Source organism: Streptomyces sp. NPDC058239 (genome assembly GCF_042882185.1).
Taxonomy (GTDB): Bacteria; Actinomycetota; Actinomycetes; order Streptomycetales; family Streptomycetaceae; genus Streptomyces.
Genome location: NZ_JBHVWS010000019.1, coordinates 60,805 through 74,204 on the forward strand (window position 1 = coordinate 60,805; position 13,400 = coordinate 74,204).

Annotated in this window: 10 protein-coding genes, 1 tRNA gene and 2 pseudogenes; 11 read left to right on the top strand and 2 right to left on the bottom strand. The window is 70.3% G+C overall.

Translation table 11 applies throughout. The annotated features are described in order from the left end of the window. The 4 genes from ACFVYE_RS21225 to ACFVYE_RS21240 all read left to right on the top strand — a co-directional run bounded on the left by ACFVYE_RS21225 (nt 1) and on the right by ACFVYE_RS21240 (nt 6,981). Nucleotides 1–1,653, top strand: coding sequence for a beta-N-acetylhexosaminidase (locus ACFVYE_RS21225; RefSeq protein ID WP_383973830.1), 1,653 nt, complete (start codon nt 1–3; stop codon nt 1,651–1,653). A gap of 401 nt (nt 1,654–2,054) precedes the next feature. After that, nucleotides 2,055–2,951: an FAD binding domain-containing protein gene (locus tag ACFVYE_RS21230; RefSeq protein WP_383973832.1), complete on the top strand. Its 897-nt coding sequence runs from the start codon at nt 2,055–2,057 to the stop codon at nt 2,949–2,951. Next, complete coding sequence (locus ACFVYE_RS21235) at nt 2,948–4,648, top strand: 2Fe-2S iron-sulfur cluster-binding protein (RefSeq protein WP_383973834.1); 1,701 nt, start codon at nt 2,948–2,950, stop codon at nt 4,646–4,648. The genes ACFVYE_RS21230 and ACFVYE_RS21235 overlap by 4 nt, the downstream gene beginning before the upstream one ends. After that, nucleotides 4,645–6,981 (top strand): xanthine dehydrogenase family protein molybdopterin-binding subunit, encoded by a 2,337-nt coding sequence (locus tag ACFVYE_RS21240; protein ID WP_383973836.1) that lies wholly within the window; start codon nt 4,645–4,647, stop codon nt 6,979–6,981. Before ACFVYE_RS21235 ends, ACFVYE_RS21240 begins: the two co-directional genes overlap by 4 nt. 130 nt (nt 6,982–7,111) lie before the next feature. Here ACFVYE_RS21240 and ACFVYE_RS21245 read toward each other — a convergent pair whose 3' ends face one another. Beyond that, complete coding sequence (locus tag ACFVYE_RS21245) at nt 7,112–7,519, bottom strand: hypothetical protein (protein ID WP_383973838.1); 408 nt, start codon at nt 7,517–7,519, stop codon at nt 7,112–7,114. A 123-nt stretch (nt 7,520–7,642) separates the two neighbouring features. Between ACFVYE_RS21245 and ACFVYE_RS21250 the strand changes: the two genes are divergently transcribed. The 6 genes and pseudogenes from ACFVYE_RS21250 to ACFVYE_RS21275 all read left to right on the top strand — a co-directional run. Beyond that, nucleotides 7,643–8,419: a Scr1 family TA system antitoxin-like transcriptional regulator gene (locus tag ACFVYE_RS21250; RefSeq protein WP_383973840.1), complete on the top strand. Its 777-nt coding sequence runs from the start codon at nt 7,643–7,645 to the stop codon at nt 8,417–8,419. Then, a complete protein-coding gene (locus ACFVYE_RS21255; RefSeq protein WP_389606853.1) occupies nt 8,416–8,664 on the top strand; it encodes a DUF397 domain-containing protein in 249 nt (82 codons plus the stop codon). Before ACFVYE_RS21250 ends, ACFVYE_RS21255 begins: the two co-directional genes overlap by 4 nt. A 499-nt stretch (nt 8,665–9,163) precedes the next feature. Further along, entirely contained in the window at nt 9,164–9,454 is a 291-nt protein-coding gene (locus tag ACFVYE_RS21260) for a hypothetical protein (RefSeq protein WP_389606855.1), read from the top strand. Between the two features lie 93 nt (nt 9,455–9,547). After that, a pseudogene (locus ACFVYE_RS21265) lies at nt 9,548–9,892 on the top strand (phosphotransferase); the annotation flags it as partial. Nucleotides 9,893–9,990: 98 nt separating this feature from the next. Continuing rightward, nucleotides 9,991–10,506 (top strand): DUF1269 domain-containing protein, encoded by a 516-nt coding sequence (locus tag ACFVYE_RS21270; protein WP_389606857.1) that lies wholly within the window; start codon nt 9,991–9,993, stop codon nt 10,504–10,506. 389 nt (nt 10,507–10,895) lie between these two features. Beyond that, nucleotides 10,896–11,429, top strand: a pseudogene (locus ACFVYE_RS21275) (MerR family transcriptional regulator); the annotation flags it as partial. Nucleotides 11,430–11,638: 209 nt separating this feature from the next. On the opposite strand, the gene ACFVYE_RS21280 reads toward ACFVYE_RS21275, so the two are convergent. After that, nucleotides 11,639–11,710: transfer RNA gene (locus tag ACFVYE_RS21280), tRNA-Cys, on the bottom strand. A 186-nt stretch (nt 11,711–11,896) separates the two neighbouring features. Between ACFVYE_RS21280 and ACFVYE_RS21285 the strand changes: the two genes are divergently transcribed. Continuing rightward, nucleotides 11,897–13,372 (top strand): MFS transporter, encoded by a 1,476-nt coding sequence (locus tag ACFVYE_RS21285; RefSeq protein WP_383973849.1) that lies wholly within the window; start codon nt 11,897–11,899, stop codon nt 13,370–13,372. The last annotated feature ends 28 nt before the right edge of the window (nt 13,373–13,400 follow it).

Genomic DNA, 13,400 nt, shown 5'->3' on the forward strand with positions numbered 1-13,400 from the left:
ATGGACATGGAACTGATCCCGGCACCCGTGCGCGCCGGCGACCCGGGTGACTTCGGTGACGAGAAGCCGGAGGGCTTCCGGCTGGACCCGTCCACCACCATTGCGGCGGACCCCGGCACCGCGAACACCGAACGCTGGCTCCGCTCCACGCTCGGGGCCGCCTTCGGCCTGCCGCTCGCACCGGGCGCCGAGGGCAGGGACAACACCATCCGGCTGCGCATCGACCCGGCCCTGGAGCCCGAGGGCTACCGGCTGTCCACCGGGACCGGCCGGAGCGTCGAGATCACCGGCGGCAGCCCCGCCGGGGTCTTCTGGGGCGCCCAGACCCTCCGGCAGCTCCTGGGCCCCGAAGCCTTCCGCCGCGCGCCGATCAGCCCCGGCAGCCGGCCGGCCGTCCCCTTCGCGGACATCGAGGACAGCCCCCGCTTCCCCTGGCGCGGCATGATGCTCGACGTGGCCCGGCACTTCCTGCCCAAGGACGACGTCCTGCGCTACCTCGACCTCCTCGCCGCGCACAAGCTGAACGTCTTCCACTTCCACCTCACCGATGACCAGGGCTGGCGCATCGAGATCAAGCGCTACCCGCGCCTCACCGAGGTCGGCTCCTGGCGGTCCCGTACCAAGCACGGCCACCGGGCCTCCGAGCTGTGGGACGAGACCCCGCACGGCGGCCACTACACGCAGGACGACATCCGCGAGATCGTCGCGTACGCCGCAGAGCGGCATATCCGGGTCGTCCCCGAGATCGACATCCCGGGCCACTCGCAGGCGGCCATCGCCGCGTACCCCGAACTGGGCAACACCGACGTCATCGACACCACCACCCTCTCCGTCTGGGACACCTGGGGCATCAACCCGAACGTACTCGCCCCCACTGACAACACCCTGCGCTTCTTCGAGGGCGTCCTCGAAGAGATCCTCGACCTCTTCCCCGCCGCCACCTCGCCGTTCATCCACATCGGCGGCGACGAGTGCCGCAAGGACCAGTGGAAGGAGTCCCCGGCCGCCCAGGCCCGGATCAACGAATTCGGCCTGGCCGACGAGGACGAGCTGCAGTCCTGGGTCATCCGGCACTTCGACACCTGGCTCACCGCACGCGGACGCCGGCTCATCGGCTGGGACGAAATCCTCGAAGGCGGCCTCCCGGCGGGCGCCGCCGTGTCGTCCTGGCGGGGTTACGGAGGAGGCATCGCCGCCGCCGAGGCCGGCCACGACGTGGTGATGTGCCCGGAGCAGCACGTGTACCTGGACCACCGTCAGGACGGCGGCGCCGACGAGCCGATGCCCATCGGCTTCATCCGCACCCTGGAGGACGTCTACCGCTTCGAACCCGTACCTGCGGGCCTTTCCGAGGAGGCGGCCCGTCACATCCTCGGCACCCAGGCCAATGTCTGGACCGAGGTCATGCAGAACCGGGCCCGCGTCGACTACCAGGTCTTCCCGCGCCTCGCGGCGTTCGCGGAGGTCGCCTGGTCGCCTCTGCCCGCCTCCGCCGAACGGGACTTCGCCGACTTCGAACGCCGAATGACCACGCACTACGCCCGACTTGACGCGCTCGGCGTCGACTACCGGCCGCCGAGCGGGCCGTTGCCCCGGCAACAGCGCCCGGGCGTCCTCGGACGCCCTCTTGAGGGACCGCCCCCGAACGTGTGATCCCGGTCGCGCTCCGGGTCCGGCCGTCACCCTCCCCGGGAGTGTGACGGCCGGCGGTCGTTCCCCGTAACGCATCCCAGCCGGAACGGAATACCGGAACGCGTCCCGTCGGCACGGAGCAGCCGGAACGCGCCCCGCCGGAACGGAACACGCCCCCGCCGGACCGGAACAGCCGGAACGGAACAAGCCGTACAAGGTTTGCCGAAGAGTGGCAATTCGCACTCTGCGTCGAAGCGGGGCGAATCGGGATCATCCCCCTGGTCGGGGACGGATACGCCCTTCGTGGACCCTCGCGTCGGGCCGGTCGGAAGATGTGCCAGAGTTGCCACGTCCAGGCTTTGAGCACGTACCGTACGGCGAAACAAGCCGGACAGCCGGGACACCGGGAAGGGGCAGCTGGGTTGACCACGCACGCACCGCAGGCGACGCAGTCCGTGACGCTGCCGGCCTCGCTCGACGAGGCCGTGGCGGCGCTGGGCGCCATGCCCGCCGCCGTTCCTGTGGCAGGCGGTACAGACCTGATGTCGGCCGTCAACAAGGGGCTGCTGCGCCCCTCGGGGCTGGTCGGCCTCGGCCGGATCAGTGAGCTCCGCGGCTGGCACTACCAGGACGGCCACGCCCTGCTCGGCGCCGGACTCACCCACGCACGCATGGGGCGGCCCGACTTCGCCGCCCTCATCCCCGCCCTGGCCGCGTCCGCGCGCGCCGCGGGCCCGCCCCAGATCCGTAACGCCGGAACACTCGGCGGCAACATCGCCACCGCCGCCCCGACCGGTGACGCCCTGCCGGTGCTCGCCGCGCTGGAGGCCGAGCTCGTCGTCGCAGGGCCCGGCGGCGCCCGCCGAGAGATCCCGGTCTCGCACCTGCTGGCCGGCCGCGACATGCTCGAACCCGCCGAACTGATCGGCTTCGTCCGGGTACCGCTGCTGCACGCCCCCCAGGTCTTCCTGAAGGCCACCGGCCGCACCGGTCCCGGCCGTGCCACCGCATCCGTCGCGATCGTCCTCGACCCGGCCCGGCGCGGAGTGCGCTGCGCCGTCGGCGCCATCGCGCCGATGCCGCTGCGGCCGCTGGAGGCCGAGCGCTGGATCGCCTCACTGATCGACTGGGACGGCGAACGGGGCCTGGCACCCGATGCGCTGGCCGCCTTCGGCGAGTACGTCGCCGCGGCCTGTATCCCGGACCAGGCACCGCCCGCCGACGGGGGAGAGGCGCCACCGCTGCCCCCCGCCGTACTGCATCTGCGGCGAACCGTCGCCGCGCTGGCCCGACGAGCGCTGGGGAGGGCACTGTCGTGAGCAACGAGGACCACAACGATCAGCACGGGCAGCGGGAGCAGCCGCAGCACGGGGGCTGGCAGCCGACACCGCAGGGCGGCGAGTACGACGCCGAGGCGACGGCCTTCGTCCACCTGCCGCCGGAGGACCTGGCGGACATCCCGCTGGCTGCGCCCGGCCATGGCTACGTACCGCCGATGATCCTGCCGCTGACCCCCGCGGCCGGGCTCGACCCGGCGGCCACGGGCAGCTGGGTCATGCAGACGCAGAGCCAGCAGGAGCGGGGTACGGGAACGGAGCAGCCGGCACCCGACGCGGTGCACTGGCCGGACCCCAACCAGCAGCCGCAGTACGGGTACGAGTACCCGCAGCAGGGGCAGTACCAGGAGACGCCGGCCGCGACGGGCCAGTGGAACTTCACCGAGTCCGCCGAGTCCACCGAGTTCGGCGGCTACGCGGACCACAGTGGTCAGGCCGGGCACCCTGCTCAGTCCGACCACAGCGGTCAGTCCGGGCACAGCGGTCAGTCCGGGCACAGCGGGCACGCCGACCCCACCGGCCACACCGGCCAGTGGACGGTTCCGGTCGCCGACGGCGACCTCCCCGAGGAGTCCGGCGAGTTCGCGGCGTCGGCTCTGGCCTCCCAGTGGTACGCGGACCGGACCCCGCCGGCCACGCTGCCGGGCGGTGCGCCCGCACCGTGGGCGACCCAGCAGCCGGTCGCGGCCCCCGAGCCCGAGCTCGCGGTGGAGCAGCCGGCACCCGCAGCGGACGTCGAGCCGGAGCACGCGCCGGGAGCCGATTCCGCGCCTGCGGTGGAGCCGTCCGCGTACGAAGACAGCACCCTCCAGGCCCCGGAGGCGGCACCGAGGGCGGCTGCCGACGACGTACCCGTGCCCGCTGCCGGAGACACCCCCGCTCTCGGGGTGGACCTCGCACAGGCCCAGGCCCCCGACACCGCTCCGGCGGCCGACACCCCGGCCGAGCACCCGGTGGAGGCCACGCCCGAGCACCACCCGGCAGAGCCGCCGGCCGACACGGCACCCGGCTCCGAGCCGGACACAGCCCCGGACACACCACCACTGGACACCCCGCCGGAAGCCTCACCGCTCCCCAGCGAGCACCCCGCCGCCTCCTACGTCCTGCACGTGAACGGCGCCGACCGCCCCGTCACCGACGCCTGGATCGGCGAGTCGCTCCTCTACGTGCTCCGCGAACGCCTCGGCCTCGCCGGTGCCAAGGACGGCTGCTCGCAGGGCGAGTGCGGTGCCTGCAACGTCCAGGTGGACGGCCGTCTGGTCGCCTCCTGCCTGGTCCCCGCGGCGACCGCGGCCGGCAGCGAGGTCCGAACGGTCGAGGGCCTGGCCGTGGACGGCGAGCCGTCGGACGTCCAGCGCGCCCTCGCCAAGTGCGGTGCCGTCCAGTGCGGCTTCTGCATCCCCGGCATGGCCATGACCGTCCACGACCTGCTGGAGGGCAACCACGCCCCCAGCGAACTGGAGACGCGTCAGGCGCTCTGCGGCAACCTCTGCCGATGCTCCGGCTACCGGGGCGTCCTCGACGCCGTGAACGAGGTCATCGCGGGCCGCGAGACGATCACCGATCCCGCCTCGTCGGACTCCTCGTCCCCGGAGTCCGACGAGGCCCGCATCCCGCACCAGGCGGCCCCCGGCGCGGGTAGTGTCCAGCCGCACCTGCAGGACGGAGGCATGGCGTGAGCAACGACGCAGCCACCGCTGCCAACGCGACCAGCACACGGATCACCACCCCGCCGGTCGAAGGCCCCGACACCGAGCCGCCCGCACTCGGCCTCGGCGTCTCCCTCCCGCCCGCCGACGCGCGTGCCAAGACCGAGGGCACCTTCCCGTACGCCGCCGACCTCTGGGCCGAGGGCCTGCTGTGGGCGGCCGTCCTCCGCTCCCCGCACCCGCACGCCCGCATCCTGTCCATCGACACCTCGGCCGCCGTCGAGATGCCGGGCGTACGGGCCGTCGTCACGCACGAGGACGTACCCGGCGAGGGTGTGTACGGGCGCAGGGTCGTCGACCGCCCCGTCTTCGCCTCCGACCTGGTGCGCCACCACGGCGAGCCGATCGCCGCGGTCGCCGCCGACCACCCCGACACGGCCCGGCTCGCCGCCGCGGCCATCGCCGTCGAGTACGAGGTCCTCGAACCGGTCACCGACCCGGAGAAGGCCTTCGCCGCCGAACCGCTGCACCCCGACGGCAATCTGATCCGCCACATCCCGCTGCGCTACGGCGACCCGGATGTCACCGGCGAGGTCGTCGTCGAGGGCCTGTACCGCATCGGCCGTCAGGATCCGGCCCCGATCGGCGCCGAGGCCGGACTCGCCGTGCCCCGCCCCGACGGCGGAGTGGAGATCTACACCGCCTCCACCGACCCGCACACCGACCGCGATCTCGCCGCCGCCTGCTTCGGCCTCGAACCGGACCGGGTGAAGGTCGTCGTCACCGGCGTCCCCGGCGCGACCGGCGACCGCGAGGACCCCGGCTTCCAGCTCCCACTCGGGCTGCTCGCCCTACGCACCGGCTGCCCGGTCAAACTGGCCGCCACCCGCGAGGAGTCCTTCCTCGGCCACGCCCACCGCCACCCGACGCTGCTCCGCTACCGCCACCACGCGGACGCCGAGGGCCGGCTGGTGAAGGTCGAGGCGCAGATCCTGCTCGACGCAGGCGCGTACGCCGATGCCTCGTCCGAGTCGCTGGCCGCGGCGGTCGCGTTCGCCTGCGGCCCGTACGTCGTCCCGCACGCCTTCATCGAGGGCTGGGCGGTCCGTACGAACAACCCGCCGTCGGGCCATGTGCGCGGCGAGGGCGCGATGCAGGTCTGCGCGGCGTACGAGGGCCAGATGGACAAGCTGGCCGCCAAGCTGGGCATCGACCCGGCCGAACTGCGCCTCCGTAACGCGCTGTCCACCGGAGACATCCTCCCCACCGGCCAGACGGTGACCTGCCCGGCACCGGTGGCCGAACTCCTCGGTTCTGTACGTGACTTCCCCCTCCCCGCCCTCCCCAAGGACGCCCCGGAGGACGACTGGCTGCTCCCCGGCGGCCCGGAGGGCGCGGGCGAGCCCGGTGCGGTGCGCCGAGGAGTCGGCTATGCGCTGGGCATGGTCCACATGCTCGGGGCGGAGGGCGCCGACGAGGTCTCCACGGCCACGGTCAGGGTCCACGACGGCATCGCGACGGTCATCTGCGCCGCGGTCGAAACGGGCCAGGGCTTCTCCACCCTCGCCCGCCAGGTGGTCCAGGAGACCCTGGGCATCGAAGAGGTCCACGTAGCGTCCGTCGACACCGACCAGCCCCCGGCGGGCCCGGCGACGCACGGCCGCCACACCTGGGTCTCGGCAGGAGCGGTGGAACGCGCGGCCAAGATGGTCCGCACACAGCTTCTCCAGCCCCTGGCTCACCAGTTCGGCATGTCCACGGAGCTGCTGCAGATCGCCGACGGCAAGATCACCTCGTACGACGGGGTGCTGTCCACGACGGTCGCGGAAGCGATGGACGGCAAGGAACTCTGGGCCACCGCCCAGTGCCGCCCCCACCCGACCGAACCCCTGGACGAGTCGGGCCAGGGCGACGCCTTCGTCGGCCTCGCCTTCTGCGCGATCCGTGCGGTGGTGGACGTCGACATCGAACTCGGCTCCGTCCGGGTCGTGGAGATGGCGATCGCCCAGGATGTCGGCCGGGTCCTCAACCCGTCCCAGCTGGCGACCCGTATCGAGGCGGGCATCACCCAGGGCATCGGCGCCGCCCTCACCGAGAACCTCCGCAGCGCCCGCGGCCTGATCCGCCACCCCGACCTCACCGGCTACGCGCTTCCGACCGCCCTGGACGCACCGGAAATTCGCATCGTCAAACTCGTCGAGGAGCGCGACGTGGTGGCCCCCTTCGGCGCCAAGCCGGCTTCCGCGATCCCCGTGGTGACCTCCCCCGCAGCAGTGGCCGCAGCGGTACGAGCCGCCACCGGCCGCCCCATAAACCGCCTCCCCATCAGGCCCCAGGCGGCGGTGGCGGCCCCCAAGTCCTGAGCCCTGTACGGATGGCGTGCTCCGGGTTGCAGACGCAACCCGGAGCGGCGCACTGTCACCGCTGCTGGCTGACGTGAAACCCCGAGGCTGAAGTCGAAGCGTCAATCGGAGGAACGGTGTACGCACCAACTCACCGTTCCTCCGGCGCCAGTTGCGCCATCACCAGCCCGTACAGCAGCTCCGCGTCCACGAACTCCCCTTCCTGCGGCGCCCCGCACCGCCAGGTCAGCGGATAGGTGTTGCCGTCCGGTGCGGGGATTCCCACGTACTGGTCCCGGGCGGCCGGCCCGAAGCACCTGGCGCCCGGCGGCCAGTCGTACTCCTTGCTCGATCCGGGCGGGATCAGGAAGTACATCCACCGGCCGCCCGCGATCTCCCTTACGACCGGGCCCGGTTCGCCGTCGGTGAGTGTCCCGAGGTGGTGCAGCACTGCCTCGCCCCGTACGCCCCGCAGCCGGATGGCGTCGAAGTGGATGCCGGTCAGGTGGAGTCGGAGTCCGGCGGCGGGTACCCATTCGGGGCGTTTCTTGCTCGTCATGACGCCAAGGATTCCGGCGGCTGCGTAGCGTGACCAGGAGGACGCGGTCCACATCGGCGGGATGTGGTGAGGGTGGTGGTGGCTGTGGGGACCAGTGGTGAGCCGTCGCGGGTGCGGAGGCTTGTGGGAGACCTGATTCGTATCCACCGGGTGCGGGCCGGGTTCACGCAGAAGGACGCTGCGGACAAGCTGCTGATCTCGGAGTCGCTGATGGGGGCGGTCGAGCGGGCGGAGCGCATTCCGGCGCTGGAGCTGCTGGCCGACGCGGACCGGGTGTTTGCCGCGGGTGGTGCGCTGAAGGCGTGCATCGAGCTGATCGACGAGGAGAAGTACCCGGCGAAGTTCCTGGACTGGGCGCGGCTGGAACGGCAGGCGCGGGTCATCAGCGCGTACGAGACGATGCTGATTCCGGGGCTGCTCCAGACGGAGGCGTACGCGTACGCCCTGTACCGGGCACGCAAACCCGCGTACACCGAGGACGAGATCGTCCGGCACGTCGAGGCCCGCCTGGAACGGCAGGCGGTGCTGATGCGCACCCCACCGCCGTACGTCGGGTTCGTCATCGAGGAGTCGATCCTGGATCGGACGCTCGGTGGCGCGGAGGTGTTGAAGGAGCAGCTTCTGCATCTGCTGGAGTGCATGCGGCGGATGAACCACCTCACCGTGCAGGTGATGCCCTCGGATCAGCACACCCACGCGGGGTTGAACGGGCCGATGCAGTTGATGTGTACGGCGGAAGGCCGCAATCTGGTCTTCGCGGAGAGCCAGGGCGGCGATAGGTTGATCGCCAGGCCGGAGCAGGTGGGTGACACGTTCGACCTCTTCGGCATCCTGCGGGCCCAGGCGCTCAACCCCTGGAAGTCGGCGGAGATCATCGAAACGAAGGCGAGGCAACTGTGACCACCGGGCCCGAGCTCTCCTGGTTCAAGTCCAGCTACAGCAACAACGAAGGTGGCGCCTGCGTCGAAGTCGCCTACGACTGGCGCAAGTCCAGCTACAGCAACAACGAGGGCGAAGCCTGCGTGGAGGTGGCAACCTGCCCCCGCACCGTCCATGTCCGTGACTCCAAGGTCGCCGACGGCCCCACCTTCGCTGTCGCCCCCGCCGCCTGGGCCGTCTTCCTTGCGGGTGCCGTCACGGGCTGACCGCGGGCGTTTCGAGTTGTTGCCGTTGATCCCGGCAACGCGCATTCGAGAGCCCCGGCCTGACGCTGCTCCTCCAGATGGGCGTCCACGGTCTTGTGGGCTTCCTCTGCGGAGTCCTTCCTGTACCGGCTTCATCCATATCCAGGAGCGTTATCCGTAACGGTTACCGGCCGAGTCGGTGGAACTCAAGTGCTGTGATGATCCGGATGACAGCGGGAAGTTCTGCGAGACGTCCTCGATATCCGTTGGCGAGCATCTTTCGGTTCTCTAGGTGGGCGATGCATCGCTGATGAGGCCGCCATCAATAATTCTTCAAGGGGGAGTAAGGCATGCCGGATCTCAACCGCACGAGCCGTCGCCTGATTCTGCGGAGTCACGTGGAATCCGGAGACATTCGAGCGCTTGCAGAAAATAACCAATGGGAATTTATCGGAGAGATCGACAGGGACCCCGAAAAGGGGATATTTTATCCTGGCGTCTCGATGAGTTGGTGGCGGAAGTGGATTCCGCATCCGAGCCAGTTGATCTGACGCGGGCCGTAATTCGGGCGGGCCTTGGGGCTCCTGAAGAGTTCGACGATCGATTCTTCACACGAATCAACGATGCCTTGCGGCACGCCGACCCCCGGGTCAGAGAGACGGCACTGTGGTCGGTCTCCTATGTCCCGTATCCGAACTATCTCCCTGAGCTCTCCTTTGTCCGGGACAACGACGTGGTCGAGGATCTGAGGGACACCGCAGGCATTCTCCTCGAAGGTTTCGACGACTCGGGAGTCGCGGAACAGGGCTGATCGATGTCACCGACTGCCGATCGGCGGGTTGTTCCGTCGAACATTTCGTTGCCTGTTCAAAGGGGTGGGGCAGGGATGGAGGACCTGGACATCGCGATGACGGCTGACGCGTACGCGGGTGAGGGCTGGAGTGCTGTGGTGCAGGACGTGGTGTTGGGGGAGGAGTTGTCCGCGTACGTCGGTCTCGTACGGACACGGCCGCTGTACGTCGTCGTGCTCGCCCCCGAGCCGCAGGCCGTTGCCGAGCGGGAAGCCGGGCGGGGCAAGAGCGGTTACGGGGCCGGGTGGACGGTCGAGGCGCTGGACCGGGTGCTGCGGGAGGAGACGCCTCGGATCGGGCTCTGGCTGGACACGACCGGGCAGACCGTGGAGCAGACGGTCGATACGGTCCTCGCGGAGCTTGGCCGGGCGCGGGTGGTGGGAGCGGCGGAGAGCTGAAGTGGCTGGAGGGCCGATGCATTCGGACCTAATGTCTTATTTAACAACGGTTCCTCTATGGTTGGTGCGGTAACGCACCAACCGGAGGAGTCAGCCGCATGAGCAATCTGTTTGTCATCGCCTACGACGATCTCGCCACTGCCGACCAGGTCCGGGACAAGCTGCTGTCCATGAACCGCGAGCACCTCGTCGAGCTGGAGGACGTCGTCGTCGTCGAACGGCGTGAGAAGGACGGCAAGATCAAGCTGCATCAGGCCGTCAACCACGTGGGTACCGGTGCCGCGGGCGGCGCGCTGTGGGGGAGCGTCATCGGGCTGCTCTTCCTCGTGCCGTTCCTCGGTGCCGCGGTGGGCGCCGCGGCCGGCGCCGCGGGAGGGTCCGTCGTCGACACCGGTGTCAACGACGACTTCATGAAGGAGCTGAGCGCCAATCTCCGGCCCGGCGCCGCCGCCGTCTTCGTGCTCGTCAGGACGTCCGCCCGCGACAAGGTCATCCCCGAGATCGCCAAGTTCGGTGGTCAGCTCGTGCAGACCTCGCTCAGCAAGGAGGACGAGGCACACCTGCGGGAGATGGTGAAGGAAGCGCTCAAGGAAGAGAAGACGATCGCCTCCTGATCTCCGGACCATACGAGAGAAGGCGACTGCCCGCGCCGTGCGCAGGGTGGTCGCCTTTCGTATGTGGGGACCCGGTGCAGATTCGGGTCGGTGGAAATCGCTTTATGCGCATGGGGTTGGGAAGGTTCCCTGATCAGCGCAGCGACTGCGGCGGGAGCGGCTCGCTTGCCATTCGAGACGGTTCTCCGGTTGGAGTAGTTGCTGTTTCCGTCGATCACGGACGTGGCGGTGCTGTCGGTGGACGTGAACAACGAGGCGATACGTATCGAGGCCCGCACGACCACGACCGGCTTGGCGAGCGCCGGTTCCGGCTTGCGGTTTCCGCTGCGTCAACTTCTACGGTCGTCTGTGTGGCCGGAGAGACCGGCCTGGCGATGGGAGGCAGGGCAATGGCCTGGTCGATCGCGGATGTGGCCCGGATGTCCGGCGTGACGTCCCGGACGCTGCGGCATTACGACGAGATCGGTCTGCTGCCGCCTGCGTGGATCGGAAGTAACGGGCACCGCAACTACGAAGAGGCCGATCTGCTGCGGCTGCAGCAGATCCTCCTGATGCGGGAGTTGGACCTGGGGCTGCGTGAGATCCAGGCGGTTCTGGACAGCCAGGTCGACCAGGTGGCTGTGCTGCGCGAGCACCACCGGCGGCTGCTCAGGGAGCGTGACCGGCTGGAGACGCTCGTCCGCACGGTTGAGCGGACCATCGCCGAACTGGAGGAAGGCAAGGACAACAACGACATGGAAAAGATCAACAGGCCGGAGAACCTGTTCGAGGGATTCGAGCACTCCCCTGCTGAGGCCGAGGTGCGCGAGCGGTGGCCGAAGGCGTGGGAGCAGTCCCGACAGGCCATCGAGACGATGACCGCCGAGGACCAGGAGCGGTGGCAGCGTGAGGTGACGGCGCAGATGATCCGTATTGCGGAGTTCTCGGGGGTGCTGGTGGCCTCGGCCCAGGGCTCGAATCTCCGGGCGCGTTCGGTCAGCCATGCCGGCAGGTCGGGGTGGGTCTGCGGGGCGACGCCGTGGCCCGTGCGATCAGCCATGCCGCCCACTCTAGGGAGCCTCTCGGACAGTAGGAGCGAACTGTCGAAGCCGCCCGCCCCGGAACTTTCCCGGGGCGGGCGGCTTCGTCTGCGAGGCCGTGACCGGATTCGAACCGGTGTAACTCGAGTTGCAGTCGAGCCCCTGAACCACTCGGGCACACGGCCGTGTGTTCCTCGTTGTGGTTCGACCGTAGGGCCGGGTGTCCGCGCTGCTCAAGAGTGCGGGGCGGGCTGCAATGGGACTGCCATACCGCGTTCACGATCGGCTCCGCGGTCCTACGACCAACGTACGAGCGGCGGACCGTCTCGCGACAGGGGCCAAATAAGATCTTGCCCCTTACTCTTGGGCTCATGAGCGCCCTGGAACCACGAGACGCCGGTATCGATGCCGGCACCGCCGCCGAAGCGGCGAGACCGGTCCCGCCCGCCGAATCCGGCGGGGTGCTCGGGCGGAGTTATCGGGCGCTCAGTGTCGGCATAGTCTCCGTCGTGTTCCTGATCGCCTTCGAGGCGACGGCCGTGGGGACCGCGATGCCGGTCGCCGCCCGTGAGCTGCACGGCATCCCGCTCTATGCGTTCGCGTTCTCCGCGTATTTCACCACCAGCCTTTTCGCCATGGTTCTCTCCGGGCAGTGGGCGGACCGGCGCGGGCCGCTGGCGCCGCTCGCCACGGGGATCAGTGCGTTCGGGGCGGGGCTGCTGCTGTCGGGTACGGCGGGCGGCATGTGGATGTTCATTGCCGGGCGGGCCGTTCAGGGGCTCGGTGGCGGGCTCGTGATCGTGGCGTTGTACGTGGTGATCAGCCGGGCCTACCCGGAGCATCTGCGGCCGTCGATCATGGCCGCGTTCGCCGCGAGCTGGGTGATCCCGTCCGTCGTCGGGCCGCTCGCCGCCGGGAGTGTGACCGAGCACCTGGGGTGGCGGTGGGTCTTCATCGGCATTCCCGTGCTGGTGGTGTTCCCGCTGGCGCTCGCGCTGCCCGCGATCCGGCGCCGGGCGTCGGGGCCGGCGGATCCGGCGGCGCCCGTCGAGCCGTACGACCGGCGCCGCATCCGTCTGGCGCTCGGGATCTCGCTGGGGGCGGGGCTGCTCCAGTACGCCGGGCAGGAGCGGAACTGGTTCGCGCTGCTGGTGGCCGTCGTCGGGTTCGGGCTGCTCGTTCCCGCCGTGCGCGGACTGCTGCCCCCGGGTACGGGCCGGGCGGTGCGCGGGCTGCCCTCGGTGGTGCTGCTGCGCGGGGTGGCGGCCGGGTCGTTCATCGCCGCCGAGTCGTTCGTGCCGCTGATGCTGGTGACCCAGCGCGGGCTGAGCCCGACGATGGCCGGGCTCTCGCTCGCGGCCGGGGGCGGGACCTGGGCGCTCGGTTCCTACGTACAGTCCAGGCCGCGCCTTGAGCCGTACCGGGAGCGCTTGATGGTGGGCGGCATGGTGCTGGTCGCCGCGGCGATCGCGGCCGCGCCGTCCGTGCTGATCGACTGGGTGCCGGTCTGGACCGTGGCCGTGGCCTGGGCCTTCGGGTGTTTCGGCATGGGCATGGTGATCGCATCGACGAGCGTGCTGCTGCTGAAGCTGTCGGCGCCGGAGGAGGCGGGTGCGAACTCGGCCGCCCTCCAGATCTCCGACGGTCTGTCGAACGTCCTGCTGCTGGCCGCGGGCGGGGCGGCCTTCGCCGCGCTCGGCGGAGGTGCGGTGGGGGCCGTGCACGGGGTGGCGGAGGCAGGGGCCTCCGGGTCTCATCCGGGGGCGTTCGCGGTGGTCTTCCTGCCGATGGCCGGGGTGGCGCTGGTGGGGGCGTGGGTGGCGGCCCGGGTGCGGACAAAGCGTTAGTACCGTGTGGTACCACGCGGTACCATCC

Excerpts from the sequence above, each read along its gene's own strand:
- ACFVYE_RS21225 (WP_383973830.1), top strand. The coding sequence starts at position 1 with ATGGACATGGAACTGATCCCGGCACCCGTGCGCGCCGGCGACCCGGGT.
- ACFVYE_RS21245 (WP_383973838.1), bottom strand. The coding sequence starts at position 7,519 with ATGACGAGCAAGAAACGCCCCGAATGGGTACCCGCCGCCGGACTCCGA.
- ACFVYE_RS21270 (WP_389606857.1), top strand. The coding sequence starts at position 9,991 with ATGAGCAATCTGTTTGTCATCGCCTACGACGATCTCGCCACTGCCGAC.
- ACFVYE_RS21285 (WP_383973849.1), top strand. The coding sequence starts at position 11,897 with ATGAGCGCCCTGGAACCACGAGACGCCGGTATCGATGCCGGCACCGCC.